Origin of the sequence: Streptomyces sp. KL116D, assembly GCF_030766975.1 — a bacterium.
GTDB classification, from domain to species: Bacteria; Actinomycetota; Actinomycetes; order Streptomycetales; family Streptomycetaceae; genus Streptomyces; species Streptomyces longispororuber_A.
The window spans coordinates 98,630-120,334 of the sequence record NZ_JASERH010000084.1; the positions used below are offsets into that span (position 1 = coordinate 98,630).

The following is a 21,705-nucleotide window of genomic DNA, read 5'->3' on the forward strand; positions in this document are numbered from 1 at the left end:
TGCTTCAGCGCGGGAGTTCGGGCAGGCGGTCGGTGACGGACAGCGGCCGGCCGGCGTCGTCGGTCGGCGTCAGGGTCATCCGCACCCGCTGGGTCCGGCCGCCGCTGTGCCTGCCGTCGGCGCCCGCCTCGACGACCCACAGCTTCACGCCGCCGCGCCCGCTCGCCTCCCGCGTCATCGTGACCTCGAACTCCAACTCCACATCGCCGACGCCGAATCTGACCCCGCGGCTCGCGCCTTCCTCCTGCGCCGTCTCCAACTGGTCACGGAGCACGCGGATGTAGTCGGCCAGGAGCACGCCTTCGGGTTCGCTCATCGGTTGTTGCCTCCAGGTATGCCGATCGCCACGAGTCTGCCAGGTGGCTGCCGCGTGCGTACCTGAACCCCACTCGTTGGATCTTCACCCCGGTCCGTGCGCCACCTCCACAACCAAAACGGGGAGTGCTCCCCGCTTCGTGTTAGGGTCCGTCGACACGTAAACGGGGAGCGATCCCCAGTTCTGTCCGGGAGCCGTCCATGCCGTCCACGCCGTCCATGCCGTCGTCAGCGGGCACGCAACACCCCACCGTCCGACTCGCCGACCTCACCGACGACTTCACCATCGACCCCCACAGCGCTTTCGCCGCGCTGCGCACCAGCGGCACCGTCCACTACGCGCGGTTCCCCACGGGAGACGAGTCATGGCTGGTCATCGGCCACGAGGAGGTGCGCGCCGCGTTCACCGACCCCAGGCTGCGCAACGACGTACGGCACTCCGCCGACTTCCAGGACGACGGTCTGTACGCCGTGGGCCGCAACATGCTCCAGGTCGACCCGCCGGACCACACCCGCCTGCGGACGCTGGTGGCCCGCGAGTTCACCGCCCGCCGCGTCCAGTCGCTGTACCCGCGCATCGAGGAAGCGGCAGGTGCGCTCCTGGACGCCGTGGCCGACGGCCGCGCCGACCTCGTGGCCTCCTACGCCTATCCGCTGCCGCTCACCATCATCTGCGAGCTGCTCGGCGTCCCCGACGCGGACCGGCCCGCCTTCCGGGCCTGGTCCACGCAGGTCGTCGCCCTGGACGATCCGGCAGGTTCCGCCCGTGCGTCGCAGGAGATGGGCGCGTACCTCGCGGGGCTCGCGGAGGAGAAGCGGCGGCTGCCGGACGCGGCGGACAGCGATCTGCTGCACGCCCTCGTGCGCAGCCACGACGGGGACGATGCCGACCGCCTGACGCCCGAGGAACTGCTCGGCATGGCCTTCCTGTTGCTGGTCGCGGGGCACGAGACCACGGTCAATCTCATCTCCAACGCCGTTCAGCTGCTGCTCGGCCATCCCGAGCAGCTGGCCGCCCTCCGCGCCGACCCCGCGCTGCTGACGGGCGCAGTCGAGGAGACGCTCCGCTACGAGTCGCCCGCACCGGCCGGCACCTACCGCTACACCGCCGAACCGGTCGAACTCGGCGGCGCCCGGATACCGGCCGGCGCGCGCGTCGTCCTGTCCATCGCCGCCGCGAACCGCGACCCCGCGCGCTTCCCCGCCCCCGAAAGGTTCGACATCACCCGCGACCCGGCCAGGACCCGCGCCCACCTCGCGTTCGGCCACGGCCTGCACCACTGCCTCGGCGCCCCGCTGGCCCGCATGGAAGCGACCGTGGCCCTGCGCGTCCTGCTCGACCGCTTCCCCCGGCTCGCCTTCGACGGCGACGGGACGCCGCAGTGGCGCACGAGTCTCATGCGGAGCCTGCGCGAGCTGCCGGTGCGCTGGTAGACGCCGATGGCGGGCAGGCGGTCCTCGCCGCTCGCCGCCCTCGTCGCTGGGTGCCCTTGTCGCTCGGCGGCCTCTCGGCTCGGCGCGCTGTGGTTCGGAAGAGCGCGCGAGAGGACCGCCGCGCGCCTACCAGTTCGGGGGATGCTGCCCACAACGCGCCCGGCCGGACCGCCCCGCACGCTAGCGTCACGCCATCGCACGGGTCGGCAGGAAGGCCGGGGGATGGGACGTTCAGAGGGACACATCGCGTTGCTGCAGCGCGTGGCGGACACGCAGGGCGAGCCGGACGGCTGGGCCACGGCCGGCCCCGGGCTCGACGCACGCACCATGTCTCCGCTGGTCAAACTCGGCCTGGCCAGAGTGGCGTCCGCGAACGAGCAGGCCGAACTCGCCGCACGGACGGGCGCGCCGCCGCTGTGGGCGGTGCGACTCACCCCGGACGGTTGGGACGTGCTGCTCTACGCGGAGCGGCGGGCCGCCCCCGTAACCCTCGAACCACCCGCGCCCGGACTGCAGATGGTGGCCCTGCGCCGCTCGGAACTCGACGTACTGAAGCGGTTCGTCGCCCTCGGCGACCGGCTGCGTCACCGCCCCGCGGACGGGCTCCAGCCGGTCGTCGACTCCGCGCGCTTCAACGCCGTCGCCAACCGATGGATCATGCACGTCGACGGAGCACAGATGCGATGCATAGCCCGTGCCTTCTTTTTGGAACGGCTCGGCGGCTCGGCGGCGCCGGCCAATCGGTTCGGCCGCATCTACGGAGTGGTCTACCCGCCGCAGCCGATGCCCGTCCCGCACGAGGCCGAGGAGCACAGCGGAACCGCCCAGGCGTGAGGGGGCGGGTGGGCGTGCCGGCCGGGGCCGAGGAAGATGATGCGTCGTGAACGTACTGATGGTGGGTGGCAGCGGCTTCCTCGGGCGCGAGGTGGCTCGGCAGGCGGCGGCCGCCGGGCACACGGTCACGGCGACCTTCGCCACGCAGGCGGTCGACATCACCGGAGTCCGCTGGCTGCCGCTGGACCTGAGCCGCACGGCAGAGATCGCGGCGGTGGTCGACGGCGTCCGGCCCGACGTCGTCGTCAACGCGTCCAGTGGCGGCGCCGACTGGGCAGTGACGGCTCAAGGCCCGCTCCACCTCGCACTGGTCGCCGCGCGGCACGGGATCCGTATGGTCCACGTCTCGAGTGACGCGGTGTTCTCCGGGTCCGACCGCGTCCACTACGACGAGTCCTGCCTCCCGGATCCCCTCACCCCTTACGGAGCCGCCAAAGCCGCGGCGGAGACCGGCATCCTCGCCGTGCATCCGAAGGCGGCCGTCGCCCGTACGTCCCTGATCATCGGCCACGGGCGTTCCGTGCACGAGCGACTGGTGCACGGACTCGTCGCCGGTACCGCCGACGGCGCCCTCTTCACCGACGACGTCCGCTGCCCGGTCCACGTCACCGACCTGGCGGCCGCCCTGCTGGAACTGGCCGCGCACAGCGCGCCGGGCATCCACCACCTCGCCGGGCCCGACGCCCTGAGCCGCCACGAACTGGGCGTCCTCATCGCCCGCCGCGACGGTCTCGACGCGTCCCGCCTGCGCACGGGGCTGCGGGCGGAGAGCACGGTGCGCGGGGCACTCGACGTACGCCTCGACAGCCGCGCGAGCCAGCGGCGGCTGCGTACCGTGCTGCGTGGAGCGGTGGAGTTTTTGCAGTCTGAGGTGACCCCGGCGGCATCGTCGAGCGCCGAGGCCGGCGCACGCTAGGGCCTGTCCGGTGAGTCGGCAGGATCCCCTTACTCGCCTTCTAGGCTGGCGCCATGAACAACGGGCTCGCTCACGAGGAAAGCGCCTTCATCAACTTTCGACGCTACGTCCCGGATCCGAAGGAGCACGGTTTTCGGTGGGTCGACATCAAGCAGTTCCGCTTCTCTGCGGAGTCATTGGACGATAGAGGGCTGCTTGCTGCACTGATTGGGCATGAGCAGTTCCGGGACGACTACGCAGGTGGTGGAGTGCTGCCGGACGGGCCCCGGCACGGTCCATATTGGCTGCGGTTGATCACCTCCGACCTGTACGAGCCCATTAGCCATCAGAAGGCCGTGCAGATCTTGCGGGAGTGGGTGGATCCACTCTCGGACGTGCCCACCGAGCTGGAGGCAGATCTACAGCGGGAGGTGTGCGCCCGCCTGGCCGCAGCCGATGGCATCTACTACCTCAGCGAGCTCGGTGATGAGGCGATTCATGACTGGGGACGCGTGCACGACTACTTCCACGAGTTCGTGCTTGTGGACCGCTCGGCTGGACGGATCACGCTCATCGTCGCCGCCGACGACTGAGGCAACCACCGGGGCATCGGCTGTGGTGGCTGATATCAGTAGCGGAGCCACAACCGAATCGCCGCAAGAGTGACCGTGCCGTGGAAGACGTAGGCCCTCTTGTCGTAGCGAGTCGCCACGGCTCTGGAGCCCTTGAGCGCGTTGAAGCAGCGCTCGACTTCGTTCCTCCTTCTGTAGGTAGTGCTGTCAAAGCCGGTCGGCCGCCCACCGTGGCTACCGCGCCGTTGGCGGTTGGCCTTCTGGTTCTTCGGCTCGGGGATGGTGTGCTTGATCTGGCGTCGCCGCAGGTAGCGGCGGTTCCGGCGAGAGCTGTACGCCCTATCGCCACACACGTGGTCCGGTCGCGTCCGCGGGCGACCGCCAGCTGGGCGAGGGACTCGAACACGATCCATTACCTTGATCAGCTGTGGCGCGTCACCCCACTGTCCGGGAGTGATCAACACAGCCAATGGGCGGCAGCTGCCGTCACTCGCCAGATGAATCTTCGTCGTGAGACCGCCCCGTGACCGGCCGAGCGCCTCATCAAGGCGATGCTCGGCCGGACGGCGCCGGCGCACCAGCACCCGGGGCACACGGCGATGAGCCCCGGCCGCGTGCTGATGGGCGCGGCAGACCGTCGAATCCACGCTCACCACACTCCAGTCGATCCGCCCCTCGCCGTCGGCGTCGGCCTGAACCGTCCGCAGGACACGCTCCCACGTGCCATCTGCGGACCACCTGCGATGGCGGTCATAGACCGTCTTCCACTTCCCGAAGCGGGTCGGTAGATCTCGCCACGGCAGACCGGTGCGCTGCCGGAACAGAATCCCGTTGATCACGCGCCGATGGCACTGCCAACGTCCGCCCCGCCCAGCGTTCTTGGGCAGACTCGGTTCGAGTCGAGCCCACTCGTCATCAGAAAGATCGCCCCGCCCCACACCGGACAGAACGACCGGCAACCGAGCGGGTTACCTGACCCATCGGACAGGCCCTAGTCGAATGCCGGAGGTCAGCGGTCAGCGGTCAGCAGTCAGCGGTCAGCGGTCGGCTTTCAGCCGTCAGCGCCGCGACATATAGAGGTCGAGGGCTTTGTGGAGGACCTTGTTGAGCGGGTAGTCCCACTCGCCGATGTACTCCACGGCCTGGCCGCCGGTGCCGACCTTGAAACGGAGCAGGCCCAGCAGGTGGTTGTCCTCCTCCAACGTGTCGGTGATGCCGCGGAAGTCGTAGGTGCCGGCGCCGAGTTCGTAGGCGTCGGACATCATCCGCCACTGGATGGCGTTGTTCGGCTGGACCTCGCGCCTGCGGCTGGTCGACGCGCCGTAGGAGTACCAGGCGTGTTCGCCGACGGTCAGCATCGTGGCGGCGGCGAGCACCTCGCCCTCGTGGTGCGCGAGATAGAGGCGCATCCGGTCGTCGTCCTCGGCGCGCAGCGTCTTCCACATGCGCTGGAAGTAGGCCAGCGGGCGGGGGATGAAGCGGTCCCGCTGGGCGGTCTCGACGTAGATCTCGTGGAAGGCGGGCAGGTCGTCGTAGCCGCCCCGCACGACTGTGACGCCGGCCTTCTCCGCCTTCTTGATGTTGCGCCGCCACTGCTGGTTGAGGCTCCGCTGCACCTCGTCCAACGTCCTTCCGGCGAAGGGTACTTGGAACACATAGCGCGGCTGGCCCGCGGCGAAGCCGTCCTCGCCGTCGGGTTCGGTCTGCTGCCAGCCCATGCGGCGCAGCCGGTCGGCGAGGTCGAAGGCCTGCGGCTCGTGTGCGGTGGCCTCCACGTCGCGCAGCTTCCTGGCCTGCGGATCGGCGATGGCGGCCTTGACCGCGTCGGCGCTCCAACGGCGGGTGACCACGGGCGGCCCCATCTTCACCGAGAAGGCGCCGCGCTCCTTCAGGTAGGCGAGCATCGGCTGAAGCCACCGCTCCACGTCGGGGGCCGTCCAGTCGATGACCGGGCCCTCGGGCAGGTAGGCGAGATACCGCTTCAGCTTCACTTTCGGCAACGGCCGCAGCAGCACCAGCCCTGCCCCGACCAGGCGACCTTCCTCGTCGAACCATCCCAGACTCTCCGCCCGCCAGTCCGGCTTCACGTCCCCCCACGCGGGAACCTGCATGTGACTCACCGATGGCCGGGTCCCGACGAAGGCCAGATGCTCCTCGCGGGTGATCGCCTTCAGTCGAAAGCTCATGCGCACCGCTCCTTTGCTCGTCGGCCCAGCCTAGTGAGGCGTGGGGCAGGGGCGGGTGCTCCGGGAGTGGGTGCGCGCGGCGCCGTCGATCCGACGGAGAAGCGGACCGCCAGGCAGGAGCACGAGGGTGTGGTGTGGGGGTTCAGTGCGAGGCCCGCTCACGGACCGACCGGCGCGTCCCGGCCGTGCGCTGCGCTCAGTGCCCGCCGCGGTTCTCCACGCAGGGCCCGGACGGGTCCGGTTCCGCGTAGGCGCCGTAGACCTCGGTCGTCACGGCTTGCGTCGTGATCTCGGCGGACACGCAGGAACTGCCGTTGTGGAAGGAGAACCAGACGCGCTCGTACTGCGGCGCCCCGGAGGCGATCGCGAGTCCGTTGTCGTCGCCGCACCCCCACGTGGACAGCACGGTGCGCACGCTCTCCTCGCTGAACTGCTTGTCCTTGCGCAGCTTCTCCAGCGCCGGACGGATCAGGCGCACGGTGGCCTCGCCTGCTGCCCGGTTCTCGGCGGTGAGTTGCCCGGACATCCGGTAGGCGTGGTTCTCGTCGTAGTGAGGATTCTCCGGAGAGGGGCCGCTGTCGGCGGTTGCCGCATCGGACTCGGTGGGCGAGGCCGAGGGCACCGGGTCCGAGGGCGCCTTCGCGCATTCCGGGCGTCCGGTGAACGACGGGGACGGGGACGAGGGCGGGGCGGACACGGAGTCCCCGGCCACGTCGCTGCTGTCGGCGGTGCCGCACCCGACGAGCAGCATTCCCGACGCGAGCGCCGCAGCTGTGAAGTGAACCCAGCGTCTGGACCGGTCAGTTCCCATTCCCCACCCCTTGGTCGACGTGGCGTGATCATACGAGCTGCCTCTGGACGGCGCTTCGAGGTGCTCACGCCCCAGGCTGCATGCACGGCGCCGCGCAGGGCGGCGACCTCGTGGTTCTTGACACGAGCGGCCTGTGTGCGGCGCTCGTGTGGTGAGATGGCCGCCTCGTAGATTCAGGTGGGGGTAGCCGTTCCATGTCCGTGCATCCGTCGTTCCCGTCGCTCACACGCGCCTTGGCCGAGGCATTGGTCGATGTGCTCTGGTTCGTCGAGGGGAGCGAGGAGGAGCAGATGGATCCGGATGACGCGGTGAAGGTCCTGGAGGGTGTGGGCGCGCTCGTGGATCAGCTGTCGAGTGACCAGAGAGCCGAGTTCATCGACTTGCTCGGGGGCATGGCTGCGGAGGAGACCGATCCGTCGCGTCGCGCGTTCTTGGAGGGTTTCCCGGAGGGATTCGGACTCGTCGACGCTGACTGCTGACGTCGTCAGTACCCGCGACCGTACGTTGAGCGCCTGACGCCCCTGAGACAGATCAGCAGAGTTGCGGGGCGCGATGGGCGGCGGATGCTGCGTCATGGCGTCGTCGGTGGTGTGTGGGGGGGAAGCATGGCCAAGTGGAGGATGCGGCAGACCTCGATCCTGACCGGGCGGAACAAATGGCCCTTCTACGTGTTCACGCGGGTGACGGATCCGGTGGCGCTGGAGGCTCTCCACAACCACCTCTACGAGGTTCACGGCGCTCTGGCGTGGCCCGACCGGTCCTGGGAGGGCATGGTTGCCGACCATTGCGCCCGGCACGACCGAGACGGTTGGGGCACGCACTCCCATCGCGAGATCCCCGAGACCAGCTGGGAGTGAGAGGGCGAGATCGAGCGCGACGTCGGAGCTGTGCCGCGCAGTCGCCCACGGGCGGGCACGCCACTTACGTCGATCGATCGTCGGCACAGCGGTGGCAGGGGTGGCAGGGGTGGCAGGAGTCGAACCTGCGGCATCCGGTTTTGGAGACCGGCGCTCTGGCCTCTGAGCTACACCCCTTCGATGGGCGTAAGTGTGGCATCGCGGTCTGCCCGGCGGCCAACGGATTGTCTGCAGCCACCGTCCGTCCGGGTGATCCGATCTGGGGAACGGGGGCGCCGCGATGGCGCGTCCAAGTGCAGCTCCTCGTACTGGTCCCCGTACAGGTTCCCGTACTGGTCCCCGTGCAGCCCCCAGGATGCGGAAACTGCGGGCAGAGGGTCGGATGGGGCTGATGGAGGGAGTCCTGAGAGAGGACCAGCGACAGTGGCCGACCCGACGCAGGAACCCGCGGACAGCAACAGCGCCGGAGGGGAGCCTCCGCAGCTGATGGACGTGGCGTTCGCGCACCGCATGCGCAGGGACTTCCAGCGCATCCAGATGGAGCACGAGTTCGCCGTCGACGAAGTGCTGACCAAGGTGTCGATCCTGCGCAGGGAGTTCCTGCACCTGCACCGGTACAACCCGATCGAACACGTCGGCTCCCGCGTCAAATCCCCCGAGAGCATCCTGAAGAAGGCCGCCCGCCTCGGCATCGACCCCACGCCGGAGGCGATCCGGGCAGGGATCTACGACATCGCCGGCGTACGGATCACGTGCAGCTTCATCGCCGACACCTACCGGGTTCTCGAGGCCCTCACCTCCCAGACCGACGTCGGCGTGCTCCGGGTCAAGGACTACATCGCCCAGCCGAAGGCCAACGGCTACAAGAGCCTGCACGCGCTGCTCGAGATCCCCGTCTTCCTCAGCACCGGCCCGGTGCCCGTACCCGTAGAACTGCAGGTACGGACGATCGCCATGGACTTCTGGGCCAGCCTGGAGCACAAGATCTACTACAAGTACGAGGGCTCCGTCCCGGCCGAACTCGTCACCAGCCTGACCGAGGCCGCGCACCTCGCCGAGCAGCTCGACCAGCGGATGGAGGCGCTCCACACCAAAGTGCGCGGGGCCGGGTGGGAGCGGGTCGAGAACGAGCCGTCGGGCATGAACGAGGAGATGCTGGTGCGGCTGTGGGAGAGCGCTCGCGCGAGTACGGCGTCGGAGGAGAGCAGGCGGTCGGCGGACTGAGGAGTCCGTCCCGCGGTCAGGGCACGGGCAACTGGCCACGCGCGGGGCTACACCTCACCGATGCGGCTCCGTGCCGCCGGTACCGTCCGGCCGATCACGGTGGCGAGGGCCGCCCCGAGGGCGCTGACGCCGACCAGGGTCAGCCAGATCGCGGGGGCCCCGGCGGACAGCAGTCCGGAGAGGGCGATCGGGGCGACCGCTCCTGCGACGGTGACGGCGAGCTGGTTGAGGGCCAGGTACCGGCCGCGGAGCGCCTCCGGGGCGCTCTCCGCGGCGACCGTCGCCGTGACCGGGCCGCCGAGGATCTCGCCCAGGGTGTAGGAGGCCGCGCCGAGCAGTACGACCGTGACCCCGAAGGCGAGTGCGCGCACGCCGTCGGCAGCCAGGAACAGGACGTAGCCGGTGGCGAAGCAGACGTGGCCTGCGACGAGGACGCGGCCGCGGACCCGCCCGCGGAGCCGGCCGATGACGATGCCCTGGCCGAAGCCGACCATCAGGGTGTTGAGCGTGAAGACCGCTCCGGCCGTCCAGCCCGGCAGTCCCAGGACGTCCACGGCGTAGACCGGTATCGCGATGTTGAGGGCGAACAGCGAGATGGCGAAGCACAGTTGATGGGCGACGACCGGCAGGTACCGCCGGTCCCGGAGTACGCGCCGCCAGCCGCCCGCAGGATCGTGGCCCGCCGTGGGACGGGCGTTCGGCACGGACCGCAACAAGGTGAAGGCGGCGACATAGGACAGGGCGTTGAGGGCCACGATCGTGGCGTAGGCGCCGTCGGTTCCGATGCCGACGGCGACGGCGGCCAGGAGACCGCCGACCGCGTACCCGAGGTTGCGCACGGACCCGAGAAGGCCGAACCAGCGCTCGCGCCGGCCGGGCGCGGCCAACGCCGTGACGGTCACGCCGTAGCAGCCGAAGAACACGGCCCTGCCGGCGCTGTTCAACCAGGCGCAGACGACGATCTGCCAGGTCTGGCCGACGACGAGGTATCCGGCGAAGCCGAGCGCCTGGGCCAGGTTCGCCGCTTGCAGCACCGGCTTGGCGCCGTACCGGTCGACCAGTCCTCCGACCAGTGGACCTGCCGGGAGTGCCAGCAGCCCGGCCGCCGTCAGCGCCGCGCCCACCTGGACCAGCGTCAGCGAGGTCGTGGCCAGGAAGTACAGCATCGATACGGGGATGAAGACGCCGGTGCCGATCGAGTCGATGACGATCGCGGTGACGAAACGGGCGTGTCGAGTCTTCGGGGGTCGGATTGCGGAATCGAGGTCTGCCACGACTCGGACGGTATATTTTGTATATCGGTATCTACAACGCTACCGGGAGTCCTCCATGGGCAAGGCCTACAACGTCATGGCGGCGACGTGCCCCAGCCGCACCGTCCTGCACCGGATCGGAGCGCGCTGGACGGTGTTCGTCGTCAACGCGCTCGACAGGGCGCCGATGCGCTTCACCGAACTCAAGGCGCACATCCGCGGGATCACACCCAAGGCGCTCACGGAGACGCTGCGCGCGATGGAGTACGACGGCCTGATCTCCCGCACCGAGATCTCCGTGAACCCGCCGCACGTCGAGTACGCCCTTACGGACCTCGGCCGGTCCCTGCTCGTGCCGCTCCGTGCGGTCAGGGAGTGGGCCGAACACCACGTCCCCGACATCGAACGTGCCCGTGCGCAGGCCGAGTCGGGGCGGTGAGGCGGGGGCCGTTGATCCGGGCGTGATCCCCCAGCTGGGTGTGGGCGGACGAGGCCCTGGCCGGGTCAGAGATCCCGGGCGTCCTCACGGAGGTCCGTCGCGCCCGGATAGTGGCGGCGGAGGTCGCTGAGTACGCGCTCATCGACAGCCCTGACGTCCCACCACGAACTGTCCGCTTCGGTGAGGACCACCATCAGCCGGCCGTCGACGCCGAACCCACGCGCTTCGGCGTCGATGAGCTGGAGGAACGGGCTGGTCAGCGACAACAGTGTCAACGTGTCCATGCCGGTCCCAGTGGATCGTCTCTCCAGCTCGGCACAACGAGGATCGACGAACTCGTCGCATTCGACCCGCCACATCAGGTCCAAACCGGAACTGCCGAGGCGGACCAGGAGTTCCGCCAGCGTCACGTAGTGCCTACCGTGCCAGGCAGGAAAGGTGATCCCGTTCAATCCTGCCTCCGATACGGCCGAATCAATGGGTCGGTAAGTTCCTTCCCGTCAGGCGCCGAACACTAATGCACCGCCCTGACACGCCCACACGAATAACCAACCAGGCCCTAGAGTCCCCCCATGCGGCGAAGCACTGGACTGGTGATGGTGGTCGGGGTGGCCGTTCTGGCCTGGGGGGAGTGGGTGAACTGGCGGTGGTCGCGCGTGCTCGTGGGGGAGCGTGAGGGCGGTTCCGTGGCCGTCGTGGTGTTGGGGTACCGGAATCCGCGGTCGACGGTGAACCTGATCAACCGTTGGCGTGTCCGTGCCGGGATTCGCTCCGTCGTTGATCGCGAGGCGGGGGAGACCCGTGTGGTGTTCAGTGGTGGTGCGGCCGCCGGTCATGGCGCCACCGAGGCGCAGTTGATGGCTGACTACGCGAAGTCGGTGCTCGGGTTCGACGGGCGGGTGGTGCTCGAGGATCGGAGCGCGACCACGTGGGAGAACGTCACGAACGTGATCCCCGAGCTGGAGGACGTGGACCGCATCAAGGTCGTCTCCCAGCCGGCCCATGCGCTCAAGGCCCGCGCGTACTTGCGGCGGCAGCGTCCCGATCTCGCGGAGAAGTTGGTGCGCGCGAACGACTATCGCGCGGGGGAGTGGCTGGCGGTCAAACCGTTGCTCGCGCTCTACGGGCTGTGGTCACTTCGTGGCCTCACGGCCGACGAGCGCAAGGTTTCGCCGAGGACCGGCCGGTCCGTGTAAGGCCTCCCCGTCCGGTTGAGCGGCTCGGCGCACGGGTAGCCGCAACTCCGCGCCGTGAGCGGGTGGTTGGCGGGAGTGACCGGGCTTGAGGGCGTGTGAAGGTACGGTCTGCGTCATGGATACCGGAAAACTTGAGGTCACCGGTCGGGCCATCATCGACGCGAACCGTTTCATGACGCTGGGGACCGCCGACTCCGACGGCCGGCCCTGGGTGTCGCCGGTCTTCTACGTGGCCGACGGGTACTCGACGTTCTACTGGATCTCCTCACCCGAGGCGACGCAGGTCCGCAACATCGCGGTGCGGCCCGAGGTCGGCATCGTGGTGTTCGACTCACAGCAGGAACCGGGCTCCGACGAGGCGGTGTACATGGCCGCCACGGCGTGCGAGCTGACCGGAGCCGAACTGGACCGGGGCCTGGAGGTCTACCTGAGCGCGGCACCGTTCGGCAGGGGACCGGAGGCCTTCCGGCCTCCCGGGCAGTACCGGGCGTACCGGGCAACGGTGACCGAACACTCCATGCTCTGCCCGCAGGCGTCGAGTGAACCGTGCCCCGTGCACGGCCGCGTGTCCGACCACCGCGTCGCGGTATTCCTGTAGCAAGGACCCGTACCTGAACCCAGCACCCACCGGGCGCACAACCATCAGCTGTCTCCACGGGTCTCTCAGGTGAATCTCGTCCCTGCGCACGCGTCTCGATCTCGCCTGCGCCTCAAGGAGGAACCGTGGGCATTCGTCGACCCGCCGTATCGACCGCCGTGGCTGCCGCCCTGATCGGGTCGCTCGGCGTCCCGATCGTGGCGGGCACCGCATCCGCGAAGGACGGCGCCACCACCGTGCGCGAGGACTTCGACGGCGACGGCTACCAGGACGTCGCCGTCTCCGCCGCCGGCGCCAAGGTCGGCGGCCGGCTCTGGGCCGGATACATCACCATCACCTACGGCTCGGCGCACGGCATCGACCCCGCGCGCACGACCACCATCACCGAGGACACGCCCGGTGTGCCGGGCACCTCCGGCGACAACCACGTCTTCGGGTACGCGATGATCGCCCGCGACCTGGACGGCGACGGCCTGACCGACCTCGCGGCGGTCGCCCGCGGCTACCGTCCGGACGACAACGCCAGCGGATCGGTGACCGTCCTGTGGGGCCGCAAGGGCGGCATCACCGGTGAGGGCGCCGTGCGGGTCCCCGCACCGGCGAACGCCCAGGTCGGCGACGACATCACCGCGGGCGACTTCGACGGCGACGGTCACGTGGACCTGTTCATGAGCAACGGCGAGGACTACGACCACCACGACGTCCTCTACGGGCCGTTCGGACGCGACGGAGCCCCGGCCCGCGAGCAGCAGGTGAAGGTGTTCAGCACCGACAACTTCATCAACTCCACGGCGGCGGGCGACTTCAACGGCGACGGCATCGAGGACCTCGCCACCTTCTACGTCTACGAGAACCACGCCGAGGGCGGCAAGCTCTGGCTCGGCACCAGGACCGGCCTGTCCACCGTCCCGCAGCGGCTGAACTCCGCGGCCGCCACCGCCGTCGCCGACTTCGACCAGGACGGGTACGCCGACCTCGCCACCCGGATCTTCCCGGGTGAGGACACCGAGGCCACCGACGACGACCCCGGCACCGTGAAGATCTTCTACGGGTCGGCGTCCGGCCCCAGCCAGACCCGGACCCGGACGATCACGCAGGACACGGCCGGCGTGCCCGGGGCGAGCGAGAAGGGCGACCAGTTCGGCGGCCGGCTGAGCGCGGGCGACGCGAACGGCGACGGATACCCCGACCTGGCCGTCGGCGTGACCGGCGAGGCGATCGGTACGAAGACCCGAGCCGGTGCGGTGGTGCTGCTCAAGGGCGGCAAGGGCGGGCTCACCGGACAGGGCGCCCAGGCGTTCCACCAGGACACGGCGGGCGTGTCGGGTGTCGCGGAGAGCGGCGACGTGTTCGGCGGATCGGTGCGCCTGCTGGACGTGACGGGCGACGGGAAGGCGGACCTGGTCGCGGGTGCGCCGGGCGAGAACCTGGACCTCGTCGTGAACGGTGGCGCCGTGTGGATGCTGCCCGGCGACGCCTCCGGCGTGACGGCGGCGAAGTCGGTCGCGCTGAACCCGAGGGACATCGGGGCGCCGGCCACGAAGGCGCTGTTCGGCTGGAACCTGGGCGGCGACAACGGCCCCGGAGCACTGATCCCCTAGCGGGTGACGGGCGAGCGCCGGCCGTCCGCGGGTGACCTCCCGGACGGCCCCCTCGCCGGCTTCACGCGCCGTCAGGCCAGCTCAGACGCCGGGTGAAATGGGTCCAGGCGGCCACGACCACGAGCGTGGCCGTCAGCCCGCCGAGCGTCATGACCGTCGACGGCGACGTCCGGTCCACGATGACGCCCCCGGCCAGCGCGCCGAGCGAGATCGTCGCTTGGAAGGAGGCGGTGAAGAGCACCGACGCCGCCTCCGGAGCGTGCGGGGTGGCCTTGGCGAACCACGTCTGCGAGGAGACGGGGACGGCACCATAGGCAACGCCCCACACGACCAGCAGCGCGACGGCACCGACTGGCCAGCGCCCGAGTACGGGCAGCGACAAGGTGACGGCAGCGATCATGCCGGCGGCGAGACCGAAGACCGCCCGGGGACGGCGGCCCACCACCGCTCCGCCCACGAAGTTCCCGACGATTCCCGCGGCGCCGTAGACCAGCAGGAACACGGTTGTCAGTCCTGAGCCGGCCTGGGTGACCCGCTCCAGGAACGGAGTGAGATAGGTGTAGGCGCCGAAGTGCGCCAGCACGGCCAGGAACGTCAGCAGCAGCGCGAACCGCGTGTTGACGCCCTTGCACATGCCGCGCAGGACACCCAAGCGGGTCGGCTGTTCTGGCGTCAGCGGCGGCATCACGAGGAGCAGCAGGGCCAGGACACCGACGGCGAAGGCGCCCAGCACCACGAACGACGTGCGCCAGCCCGCGACGTCCCCGATGAACGTGCCGACCGGTACGCCGAGCACGGAACCCAGCGGCACTGCCGAGAAGATCACCGAGTTGGCCCGTCCGACCGACTTCGCGGGGACCAGTCGTGGGGCCAGTCCGGCGCCGATCGACCAGAAACCGCCGATGACGACGCCGACGACGACACGAGAGAGCAGGACCAGCCAGTAGTCCGGGGCCGCCGCGGCCAGGAAGTTCGCCCCGGCCAGCATGAGCACGAACACGCACAGCATGAGACGGCGGTCGACGCGCGCGGTCGCCACGGTGATCACGGGTGCGGAGACGGCCGCGAGGAGGCCCGGCATGGTCATCATCAGCCCGGCCGCCCCGTCGGAGACGGCGAAGCCGGAGCCGATCTTGGTGAGCAGACCGATCGGCAGGATCTCGGTCGTGACGATCGAGAAGATTCCCAGCATGACCGCGACGACGGCCAGCCAGCCGACCAGAGGGGACCGCGTCGGTAAGTCGACTTCGGCGGGGCGGGGTGTCGCCGCGGGGCCGGCGGCGGTCGTGGTGTTCGTCGAGGCCATGGTTCCGTCCTGTGGAGGGACTGACGTTGTGTGATCAGTCCACAGGGCCGGCGCGGTGAACGCTGGCAGGTATGCGACGTCACCCGTGCGGTGCGCGGGGATCGTGGCGGCGCGTGACCTGGGCGGTGCTGCGGGAGTTGGGCAGGCGATGTCTCTTTGTCCTCTTGTCGTCGAAGCAGGGAGAACCCCCATGCGCATCCGTACCGCCACCGCCGCGGGAGCCGTCGTGATGGCCCTGGCCGCGCCCGTCGTCTGGTCCGCCCCGGCCGTGGCCGCCGGAGCCGAGCCGGGTCCGGGCACCGTCGTGCTGTCGGACGAGGCGTTCGGCAGTTTCGACCGGGCGGACGAGGACGAGCAACTGCTGATCCTGACGGACGCGTCCTACCGCGAGGCGTGGCTCTTCTGCCTGCGCTCCACGGAGCCCAGCCACGTCGAGCGCAACGGGTGGGGCCCGGGGTACGTGTGCATTCCGGACGGGGCGGTGCAGTAGAGCGCGCGGAGCAGTCACGGGAAGCAGAGGCCCGGTTCCGCTCGTAAATTCGGTGTCCTGCGCACACGCACGAGACGCAAGATGATGCGCATGACTCCGCCCACGCCCGCGCTTCCCACGCCCACCCTGCACACGGACCGCCTGCGACTGCGGCCCTTCACCGCCGCCGACGCGGACCACCTCTTCACGCTGCACAGCAACACCCACGTGATGCGCTACTGGGACTCCGAGCCGTGGACCGAGCGGGCCCGCGCCGACCGTTTCATCGCGATGTGCGGGAAGGTGGCCGACGAAGGCACGGGGGCGCGGGTGGCTGTCGACCGCGCTGCTGACGGTGCCTTCGTCGGCTGGTGCGGCCTGATCGGATGGGACCCGGGCAACCGCAGCGCGTCGTTGGGTTACTGCCTCGACGAGTCGATGTGGGGCCACGGCTACGCGACGGAGGCCGCGCACGCCTTGCTGGGGTGGGCGTTCGACACGCTGGACCTCAACCGGGTTCAGGCCGAGGCCGATACGCGCAACGCGGCGTCCGGCCGGGTCCTGGAGAAGAACGGGTTCGTGCGGGAGGGAACGCTGCGGGAGGACTGCGTCGTGAACGGCGAGGTGTCCGACTCGTGGGTGTACGGGCTGCTCAGGCGCGAGTGGCGGCCCTAGACCACGCCCATCCCGGTTCCCCGGCCGGGCGCCACGTGCCTTCTGCGGCGCTCAGCCGGGAGAGTCAGCTGGGAGAGAAGACGAGCTTCGTGAGTTCCTCGGAGATCTGCCAGATGCGTTGCGCCTGCTCGGTGCTGCGAAGGCGGGTGTAGAGGGTCTGTTCGCCGGGAGCGCCGCCCATGTGTCCGAGCCCGCCCGGTCCGTAGAACCCGCCGGGCCGGGCCTCGGGGGACGTGGCGGCGTACAGGGCGGGAAGTCGTGCGGTGTCGACCGTCCCCACGAGGATGCCGCGGGCCGACAGCGCCCGGATGACGCGCACGCCCAGGGTGTCCTTGGCGCGGCCCACTTCGGGGCGTGCGGCGAGCAGGTTCGTCGGAGCGACCCCGGGGTGGGCGAGGTTGCTCGTGATACCCCAGTCGTGGACCCGGCTGCGCCGGTCGAGTTCTAGGCCGAAGAGCCCGAACGCGATCTTCGACTGGCGATAGGCCTTCATGCCGTCGTAGGAGCGTTCCCAGTTCAGATCGGCCCAGTTGATGGAACCTTGGTTCGCCGCGACGCTGACCTGCGAGGTGACGCGCGCCCGACCCGCGCGCAGCAGCGGGAACAGTTGGGCCACGAGGGCGAAGTGGCCGAGGTGGTTGGTGCCGAATTGGAGCTCGAATCCGTCGGCGGTCGTCTGCCGGTCGGGCGGGGTCATCACACCGGCGTTGTTGATGAGGATGTGGATCGGCCGGTCCTCCGCGCGCAGGGCGTCGCCGAGCGCGGTGACGGAGGCGAGCGAGGACAGGTCGAGCTCGCGGAGTGACACGTCGGCCTGGGGGACCGTCCGGCGGATCGTGGTGAGCGCGGCCTCGCCCTTGTGCGGGCTGCGGACGGGCAGGACGACCTCGGCGCCGGCCGCGGCGAGCCTGGTGGCGAGGCGGAGCCCGATGCCGTCGCTGCCGCCGGTGACGACGGCGCGCTTGCCCGACAGGTCGGGGACGGTGATGTCGATGGGCTTGCGCGGCATGGGCTCACTCCGGGGTCGTGTCGTTGCGTCCACCGTCGTGGACGTCATCGAGCCTTGTTCGCCGCCCTGGCGGCGGCAACCCGTGAAGGGGGGATCGATGATCCGTGGATGTCGGGAGGCGAGGACGGTAGAAAGGAGGAGCGAAGAGCGAGGGGCCCAGCACGGTGAGGACGGCGCACGGTGATCGATCGGACCGGACTTGCGGACTTCCTCCGACGCCGGCGCGCGTCGCTGCAGCCCGAGGACGTGGGGCTCCCGCGCGGCCGGCGCCGTAGGACGAGCGGGCTGCGTCGGGAGGAAGTGGCCGTACTGTGCCACATGTCGACGGACTACTACGCGCGTCTGGAACGGGAGCGCGGGCCTCAGCCGTCCGAGCAGATGATCGCCGCCATCGCGCAGGGCCTCCGTCTCTCCCTCGACGAACGCGACCACCTGTTCCGCCTCGCCGGACAGACCCCGCCCCCGCGGGGCGTCGACAGCGAACACATCGGTCCCGGACTGCTGCGCATCCTCGACCGGCTGCAGGACACCCCTGCGGAGATCGTCACGGAACTCGGCGAGACCCTCCGACAGACCCCGCTCGGCATCGCGCTCACCGGTGACCTGACCGGATACACCGGTCCGGCCCGCAGTCTGGGCTACCGCTGGTTCACCGACCCGACGACGCGCGGGCTCTACGCTCCCGACGACCACCCGTTCCTCACCCGGATGTTCGTCTCCGGGCTGCGCGGGGTGGCCACGTTGCGCGGCCCCGGGTCCCGTGCGGCCCACTACGCCGATCTGCTGCTCGCCGAGAGCGAGGAGTTCCGGCAGGTGTGGCACGACCACGAAGTCGGCATCCGGCCCGACGAGGTGAAGCACTTCATCCACCCCGAGGTCGGCGCACTGGAACTGACCTGCCAGAGGTTGCTGGACCCGGACCAGTCGCACTTCCTGCTCGTCTACACCGCCGTCCCCGGCAGCGAGAGCTACGAGAAGCTGCGACTGCTGTCGGTCATCGGGGCGCAGACCCTGCGCCGGAGTGACTCAGGCGTCCGCGCGGGAGAGTAGACGGGCCGGCATCGGGAGACCCCGATGCCGGCCCGCTTCAGTTCCGCGGTGCGGCTACTTCAGGGCGACGCTGTCGCCGCCGGCGGTCACCGCGCTCGTCGTGCTCGTTCCGGCGAACTTCCAGCGCCAGGTGCCGGCCGAGTTCGCCGTGACCGTCGTCCTCAGCTTGCCCGTGCTGTCGGTGGTCACGGTCTTGACCGTGGAGTAGGCCGAGGAGCCGGACTTCTTGAACTGCAGGGCGACCTTCTGGGAGGTGTACCCGGCGTAGACGTTCGTGTTCCAGTTGGCCCGGGTGAGGGCGCCGGTCACCGTCAGGGTGCGGCCCTTGACGACGGGCTCGGGGCTCGCCTGCGTGGCGGTCAGCTTGGCGTAGCGCTTCACCTTGACCGTCCTGCTGGTGTCGAGCGTGTAGAAGTCCTGGTCGTTGGCGGCGGCCTCGGCGTCCAGGTGCCAGGTGCCGGCCTGGGTGTTCTTCAGGTCGGCGTAGTCGTCGGAATCGTTCGCGTCCAGCGAGTACGTCCAGGTGCACTTCATGGTCGTGGTCGTCGGCCGGGTGCAGGACGCGTCGACGGGGAACGCGATGTGCTGGTCGGGGCTGACCAGCTTGCCGCCGTAGATGCCCTTGATGCCGGAACCGTCCTTGGCGGTCGCCACGACGGTCAGGGACTGGGCGGCGCTGACGCCGACGTTCACGGTGGACTTGCTGAACGTCACCGACGTGAAGGTGGTGTCGCCCTTGTGGGCGTCCGCGTGCGCGGCGGGCGCGAGGACGCCGAGCAGGGCGAGGGCGCCGCCCGCGGCGGTGGCGGCCGTACGGATTCGCATGGTTCTCCAGGCAGGATGAGCCGGATCTCGGCCCGGGCGTGGAGAAGACACCCGGCAGGTCAGGTTGGTTGTACGGACGAGCACGTGGTCGTGGACGACGTGGAACGCTCCGGCACCCTCACGATCCTGCCCGACCACCCCGAACCCGCTCCCTGCCCGGTGGCCCTGGTCCGCCGCCGCGACCGGCTCCTGGCCCCGGCGGAACGCGCCTTCGTAGCCCTGCTCCGCTCGCCGGACGGCAGCCGGCCGCGCGAACTCGGCGACGGGGCACGGGACTTGCCCGGTCCTCGATCCCCATGAGGTGACCCCTCGGTCGAGGAATGTGGGCCCCGTCTCCGTAGTTACTTCAGGAGCTGTAACAATGCATGCTCACATACCAACTGGTCAGCCCAGAGTTTTCCGAGGAGCCCCACGTGACCGGCACGACGATCACCTCCCGCGCGGCCCGGGTCCTTTCCCGCCCGATCACCCTCAACGGCCTCACCGTTCCGAACCGCATCGCGATGGCGCCGATGACCCGCATGTTCTCCCCGGGCGGCATCCCCGGCGACGACGTGCGCTCCTACTACGCCCGCCGGGCCGCCGCGGGCGTCGGCCTCATCGTCACCGAGGGCACCTACGTCGGCCACGACTCGGCCGGACAGAGCGACCGGGTGCCCCGGTTCCACGGCGAGGACCAGCTGGCCGGCTGGGCGAAGGTTGCCGAGGACGTGCACGCCGCGGGCGGCACGATCGTCCCGCAGCTGTGGCACATCGGCATGGTCCGCAACCAGGGCGAGGCGCCTTACCCGGAGGCCCCCGCCGTCGGCCCCTCCGGCCTGGCCACGGCCGGCGCCGAGGTCACCGGCAAGGCCATGACGCAGCAGGACCTGGACGACGTCGTCGCCGCCTTCGCGCAGGCCGCCGCGGACGCCGAGCGCATCGGGTTCGACGGCGTCGAGCTGCACGGTGCCCACGGCTACCTCGTCGACCAGTTCCTGTGGGAGGGCACCAACCGCCGCACCGACGCCTACGGAGGCGACCCGGTGTCCCGCACCAGGTTCGCCGCCGAGATCGTCGCCGCGGTCCGCGAGAAGGTCTCCCCGACCTTCCCGATCCTGTTCCGCTACTCGCAGTGGAAGCAGCAGGACTACACCGCGCGCCTCGCCGAGACCCCGCAGGAGCTGGAGGCCGTCCTCGCCCCGCTCGCGGCGGCCGGCGTCGACGTGTTCCACGCCTCCACCCGCCGCTACTGGCTGCCGGAGTTCGAGGGCTCGGACCTGAACCTGGCCGGCTGGACGAAGAAGCTCACCGGCAAGCAGACCATCAGCGTCGGCTCGGTCGGCCTCGACGGCGACTTCGTGAACGCCTTCAAGGGCGAGGGCTCCGAGGTCAAGGGCATCGACAACCTCCTCGACCGCCTGGAGTCCGAGGAGTTCGACATGGTCGCCGTCGGCCGCGCCCTGCTCCAGGACCCCGAGTGGGCGGCCAAGGTGCTCGCCGACCGCGTCGAGGAACTGCGGCCGTACGACGCCGCCGCGATCAAGACCCTGAGCTGAACCACCTCGCCCCACCGCACTCCCGGCCCCTCGGCCGGGGAGTGCGGCGGGACGCTGTGACGGCGACTTGAAAGTTTTCTGTGGAACAGCGGCAACCTGCCGCGCACTCGCACGTCGTGTGGGGTGAAGGGCGCCATCCGGCACCCTTCACCCGACCGTGGAGTACCACTGTGAACCGTCTCGTCCCCGTCCGCACCGCTGTCGCCGCCACCGGCATGCTCGCCGCCCTGGCCGCGGCCCCCGCCGCCCACGCCACGTCGGCGCACCCCTCGCCGAGCCCCTCGCGCCACGCCACCGCGACGCCGGTCCCGTCGGCCCCTGCCACACAGGCGCCGAGCCCGGTCCCGTCGGCTCCCGGCGACGGCACCCCGAAGCCGTCCACGAGCATGCCGCCGTCGGCCGAACCGTCCGCCGCGCCCACGGCCCCGGGCGGCACCAAGACGGCCACCCCCTCGGCAGTGCCCGGCACGGCCACCCCCTCGCCCGCGCCCAGCCAGGACGAGCTCGCCCACACCGGTTCTTCCAGCACCACCACCGCCATCGGTGGCGCGGCCGCGGTATTCCTTGTCGGTGGCGCCGCCACCGTGATCGCCGTACGGCGTCGCGCACAGCGCTGAC

Annotated in this window: 26 protein-coding genes and 1 tRNA gene; 17 read left to right on the forward strand and 10 right to left on the reverse strand. The window is 70.1% G+C overall.

All coding sequences use genetic code 11. From position 1 onward, the window contains the following. Nucleotides 1-4: 4 nt before the first annotated feature. On the reverse strand, nt 5-316 hold the full coding sequence (locus RBJ77_RS32425; RefSeq protein WP_372348241.1) for a trypco2 family protein: 312 nt from the start codon (nt 314-316) through the stop codon (nt 5-7). A 200-nt stretch (nt 317-516) separates the two neighbouring features. Here RBJ77_RS32425 and RBJ77_RS32430 point away from each other — a divergent pair, with 200 nt between their 5' ends. From RBJ77_RS32430 to RBJ77_RS32445, 4 genes are all read left to right on the forward strand, one after another. Further along, nucleotides 517-1,749: a cytochrome P450 gene (locus RBJ77_RS32430; protein ID WP_372348242.1), complete on the forward strand. Its 1,233-nt coding sequence runs from the start codon at nt 517-519 to the stop codon at nt 1,747-1,749. Between the two features lie 222 nt (nt 1,750-1,971). Beyond that, the gene (locus RBJ77_RS32435) at nt 1,972-2,583 is read left to right on the forward strand and encodes a DUF6417 family protein (RefSeq protein ID WP_372348243.1); all 612 of its coding nucleotides are present in this window, start codon (nt 1,972-1,974) and stop codon (nt 2,581-2,583) included. 46 nt (nt 2,584-2,629) lie between these two features. Further along, nucleotides 2,630-3,499 (forward strand): NAD(P)-dependent oxidoreductase, encoded by an 870-nt coding sequence (locus RBJ77_RS32440; protein WP_372348244.1) that lies wholly within the window; start codon nt 2,630-2,632, stop codon nt 3,497-3,499. Nucleotides 3,500-3,552: 53 nt separating this feature from the next. After that, nucleotides 3,553-4,071 (forward strand): hypothetical protein, encoded by a 519-nt coding sequence (locus tag RBJ77_RS32445; protein ID WP_372348245.1) that lies wholly within the window; start codon nt 3,553-3,555, stop codon nt 4,069-4,071. Between the two features lie 35 nt (nt 4,072-4,106). Here the strand turns inward: RBJ77_RS32445 and RBJ77_RS32450 are convergent, their stop codons facing one another. The 3 genes from RBJ77_RS32450 to RBJ77_RS32460 form a co-directional block, all read right to left on the reverse strand. Then, a complete protein-coding gene (locus RBJ77_RS32450; protein WP_372348600.1) occupies nt 4,107-4,988 on the reverse strand; it encodes an IS5 family transposase in 882 nt (293 codons plus the stop codon). A 120-nt stretch (nt 4,989-5,108) separates the two neighbouring features. Continuing rightward, on the reverse strand, nt 5,109-6,236 hold the full coding sequence (locus tag RBJ77_RS32455) for a lipid II:glycine glycyltransferase FemX (RefSeq protein WP_372348246.1): 1,128 nt from the start codon (nt 6,234-6,236) through the stop codon (nt 5,109-5,111). A 196-nt stretch (nt 6,237-6,432) separates the two neighbouring features. Beyond that, a complete protein-coding gene (locus RBJ77_RS32460) occupies nt 6,433-6,987 on the reverse strand; it encodes a hypothetical protein (protein WP_372348247.1) in 555 nt (184 codons plus the stop codon). A gap of 254 nt (nt 6,988-7,241) precedes the next feature. On the opposite strand from RBJ77_RS32460, the gene RBJ77_RS32465 reads away from it, so the two are divergent. Both RBJ77_RS32465 and RBJ77_RS32470 read left to right on the forward strand, forming a co-directional pair. Continuing rightward, nucleotides 7,242-7,526 (forward strand): hypothetical protein, encoded by a 285-nt coding sequence (locus tag RBJ77_RS32465; protein ID WP_372348248.1) that lies wholly within the window; start codon nt 7,242-7,244, stop codon nt 7,524-7,526. 126 nt (nt 7,527-7,652) lie between these two features. After that, entirely contained in the window at nt 7,653-7,904 is a 252-nt protein-coding gene (locus RBJ77_RS32470; protein ID WP_372348249.1) for a hypothetical protein, read from the forward strand. 101 nt (nt 7,905-8,005) lie between these two features. Here the strand turns inward: RBJ77_RS32470 and RBJ77_RS32475 are convergent. Then, nucleotides 8,006-8,081 (reverse strand) — tRNA-Trp (locus tag RBJ77_RS32475). A gap of 246 nt (nt 8,082-8,327) precedes the next feature. Here RBJ77_RS32475 and RBJ77_RS32480 point away from each other — a divergent pair. Further along, the gene (locus RBJ77_RS32480; protein WP_372348250.1) at nt 8,328-9,128 is read left to right on the forward strand and encodes a GTP pyrophosphokinase family protein; all 801 of its coding nucleotides are present in this window, start codon (nt 8,328-8,330) and stop codon (nt 9,126-9,128) included. Nucleotides 9,129-9,175: 47 nt separating this feature from the next. On the opposite strand, the gene RBJ77_RS32485 is transcribed toward RBJ77_RS32480, so the two are convergent. Beyond that, nucleotides 9,176-10,402 (reverse strand): MFS transporter, encoded by a 1,227-nt coding sequence (locus tag RBJ77_RS32485; protein WP_372348251.1) that lies wholly within the window; start codon nt 10,400-10,402, stop codon nt 9,176-9,178. Between the two features lie 55 nt (nt 10,403-10,457). Here RBJ77_RS32485 and RBJ77_RS32490 point away from each other — a divergent pair, with 55 nt between their 5' ends. After that, a complete protein-coding gene (locus RBJ77_RS32490; RefSeq protein ID WP_372348252.1) occupies nt 10,458-10,820 on the forward strand; it encodes a winged helix-turn-helix transcriptional regulator in 363 nt (120 codons plus the stop codon). A 65-nt stretch (nt 10,821-10,885) separates the two neighbouring features. Here RBJ77_RS32490 and RBJ77_RS32495 read toward each other — a convergent pair whose 3' ends face one another. After that, the gene (locus RBJ77_RS32495) at nt 10,886-11,230 is read right to left on the reverse strand and encodes a hypothetical protein (protein WP_372348253.1); all 345 of its coding nucleotides are present in this window, start codon (nt 11,228-11,230) and stop codon (nt 10,886-10,888) included. Between the two features lie 162 nt (nt 11,231-11,392). On the opposite strand from RBJ77_RS32495, the gene RBJ77_RS32500 reads away from it, so the two are divergent. The 3 genes from RBJ77_RS32500 to RBJ77_RS32510 all read left to right on the forward strand — a co-directional run bounded on the left by RBJ77_RS32500 (nt 11,393) and on the right by RBJ77_RS32510 (nt 14,215). Further along, nucleotides 11,393-12,016, forward strand: a complete 624-nt coding sequence (locus RBJ77_RS32500; RefSeq protein WP_372348254.1) for a YdcF family protein — start codon at nt 11,393-11,395, stop codon at nt 12,014-12,016. Between the two features lie 115 nt (nt 12,017-12,131). Beyond that, a complete protein-coding gene (locus RBJ77_RS32505; RefSeq protein WP_372348255.1) occupies nt 12,132-12,614 on the forward strand; it encodes a pyridoxamine 5'-phosphate oxidase family protein in 483 nt (160 codons plus the stop codon). A 125-nt stretch (nt 12,615-12,739) separates the two neighbouring features. Beyond that, nucleotides 12,740-14,215 (forward strand): FG-GAP and VCBS repeat-containing protein, encoded by a 1,476-nt coding sequence (locus RBJ77_RS32510; protein ID WP_372348256.1) that lies wholly within the window; start codon nt 12,740-12,742, stop codon nt 14,213-14,215. 61 nt (nt 14,216-14,276) lie between these two features. On the opposite strand, the gene RBJ77_RS32515 is transcribed toward RBJ77_RS32510, so the two are convergent. After that, entirely contained in the window at nt 14,277-15,521 is a 1,245-nt protein-coding gene (locus RBJ77_RS32515; RefSeq protein WP_372348257.1) for an MFS transporter, read from the reverse strand. Between the two features lie 190 nt (nt 15,522-15,711). Here RBJ77_RS32515 and RBJ77_RS32520 point away from each other — a divergent pair, with 190 nt between their 5' ends. Both RBJ77_RS32520 and RBJ77_RS32525 read left to right on the forward strand, forming a co-directional pair. Beyond that, the gene (locus tag RBJ77_RS32520; RefSeq protein ID WP_372348258.1) at nt 15,712-16,011 is read left to right on the forward strand and encodes a hypothetical protein; all 300 of its coding nucleotides are present in this window, start codon (nt 15,712-15,714) and stop codon (nt 16,009-16,011) included. A 90-nt stretch (nt 16,012-16,101) separates the two neighbouring features. Next, the gene (locus RBJ77_RS32525; protein WP_372348259.1) at nt 16,102-16,665 is read left to right on the forward strand and encodes a GNAT family N-acetyltransferase; all 564 of its coding nucleotides are present in this window, start codon (nt 16,102-16,104) and stop codon (nt 16,663-16,665) included. A gap of 64 nt (nt 16,666-16,729) precedes the next feature. On the opposite strand, the gene RBJ77_RS32530 is transcribed toward RBJ77_RS32525, so the two are convergent. Beyond that, a complete protein-coding gene (locus RBJ77_RS32530) occupies nt 16,730-17,674 on the reverse strand; it encodes an SDR family oxidoreductase (protein WP_372348260.1) in 945 nt (314 codons plus the stop codon). A gap of 180 nt (nt 17,675-17,854) precedes the next feature. Here RBJ77_RS32530 and RBJ77_RS32535 point away from each other — a divergent pair, with 180 nt between their 5' ends. Beyond that, a complete protein-coding gene (locus RBJ77_RS32535) occupies nt 17,855-18,724 on the forward strand; it encodes a helix-turn-helix transcriptional regulator (protein ID WP_372348261.1) in 870 nt (289 codons plus the stop codon). A gap of 54 nt (nt 18,725-18,778) precedes the next feature. Here the strand turns inward: RBJ77_RS32535 and RBJ77_RS32540 are convergent, their stop codons facing one another. Then, complete coding sequence (locus tag RBJ77_RS32540; RefSeq protein WP_372348262.1) at nt 18,779-19,549, reverse strand: calcium-binding protein; 771 nt, start codon at nt 19,547-19,549, stop codon at nt 18,779-18,781. Between the two features lie 90 nt (nt 19,550-19,639). Between RBJ77_RS32540 and RBJ77_RS32545 the strand changes: the two genes are divergently transcribed. The 3 genes from RBJ77_RS32545 to RBJ77_RS32555 all read left to right on the forward strand — a co-directional run bounded on the left by RBJ77_RS32545 (nt 19,640) and on the right by RBJ77_RS32555 (nt 21,704). After that, nucleotides 19,640-19,849 carry a hypothetical protein gene (locus tag RBJ77_RS32545; RefSeq protein ID WP_372348263.1) on the forward strand — a complete coding sequence of 70 codons (210 nt, stop codon included), beginning with the start codon at nt 19,640-19,642 and terminating at the stop codon, nt 19,847-19,849. Between the two features lie 113 nt (nt 19,850-19,962). After that, complete coding sequence (locus RBJ77_RS32550; RefSeq protein WP_372348264.1) at nt 19,963-21,087, forward strand: NADH:flavin oxidoreductase; 1,125 nt, start codon at nt 19,963-19,965, stop codon at nt 21,085-21,087. 170 nt (nt 21,088-21,257) lie between these two features. Further along, on the forward strand, nt 21,258-21,704 hold the full coding sequence (locus RBJ77_RS32555; RefSeq protein ID WP_372348265.1) for an LAETG motif-containing sortase-dependent surface protein: 447 nt from the start codon (nt 21,258-21,260) through the stop codon (nt 21,702-21,704). Nucleotide 21,705 lies beyond the last annotated feature (1 nt).

Excerpts from the sequence above, each read along its gene's own strand:
- RBJ77_RS32530 (WP_372348260.1), bottom strand. The coding sequence starts at position 17,674 with ATGCCGCGCAAGCCCATCGACATCACCGTCCCCGACCTGTCGGGCAAG.
- RBJ77_RS32505 (WP_372348255.1), top strand. The coding sequence starts at position 12,132 with ATGGATACCGGAAAACTTGAGGTCACCGGTCGGGCCATCATCGACGCG.
- RBJ77_RS32425 (WP_372348241.1), bottom strand. The coding sequence starts at position 316 with ATGAGCGAACCCGAAGGCGTGCTCCTGGCCGACTACATCCGCGTGCTC.
- RBJ77_RS32445 (WP_372348245.1), top strand. The coding sequence starts at position 3,553 with ATGAACAACGGGCTCGCTCACGAGGAAAGCGCCTTCATCAACTTTCGA.
- RBJ77_RS32515 (WP_372348257.1), bottom strand. The coding sequence starts at position 15,521 with ATGGCCTCGACGAACACCACGACCGCCGCCGGCCCCGCGGCGACACCC.
- RBJ77_RS32470 (WP_372348249.1), top strand. The coding sequence starts at position 7,653 with ATGGCCAAGTGGAGGATGCGGCAGACCTCGATCCTGACCGGGCGGAAC.
- RBJ77_RS32455 (WP_372348246.1), bottom strand. The coding sequence starts at position 6,236 with ATGAGCTTTCGACTGAAGGCGATCACCCGCGAGGAGCATCTGGCCTTC.
- RBJ77_RS32430 (WP_372348242.1), top strand. The coding sequence starts at position 517 with ATGCCGTCCACGCCGTCCATGCCGTCGTCAGCGGGCACGCAACACCCC.
- RBJ77_RS32435 (WP_372348243.1), top strand. The coding sequence starts at position 1,972 with ATGGGACGTTCAGAGGGACACATCGCGTTGCTGCAGCGCGTGGCGGAC.
- RBJ77_RS32520 (WP_372348258.1), top strand. The coding sequence starts at position 15,712 with ATGCGCATCCGTACCGCCACCGCCGCGGGAGCCGTCGTGATGGCCCTG.
- RBJ77_RS32525 (WP_372348259.1), top strand. The coding sequence starts at position 16,102 with ATGACTCCGCCCACGCCCGCGCTTCCCACGCCCACCCTGCACACGGAC.
- RBJ77_RS32465 (WP_372348248.1), top strand. The coding sequence starts at position 7,242 with ATGTCCGTGCATCCGTCGTTCCCGTCGCTCACACGCGCCTTGGCCGAG.
- RBJ77_RS32500 (WP_372348254.1), top strand. The coding sequence starts at position 11,393 with ATGCGGCGAAGCACTGGACTGGTGATGGTGGTCGGGGTGGCCGTTCTG.
- RBJ77_RS32490 (WP_372348252.1), top strand. The coding sequence starts at position 10,458 with ATGGGCAAGGCCTACAACGTCATGGCGGCGACGTGCCCCAGCCGCACC.
- RBJ77_RS32460 (WP_372348247.1), bottom strand. The coding sequence starts at position 6,987 with ATGCTGCTCGTCGGGTGCGGCACCGCCGACAGCAGCGACGTGGCCGGG.
- RBJ77_RS32540 (WP_372348262.1), bottom strand. The coding sequence starts at position 19,549 with ATGCGAATCCGTACGGCCGCCACCGCCGCGGGCGGCGCCCTCGCCCTG.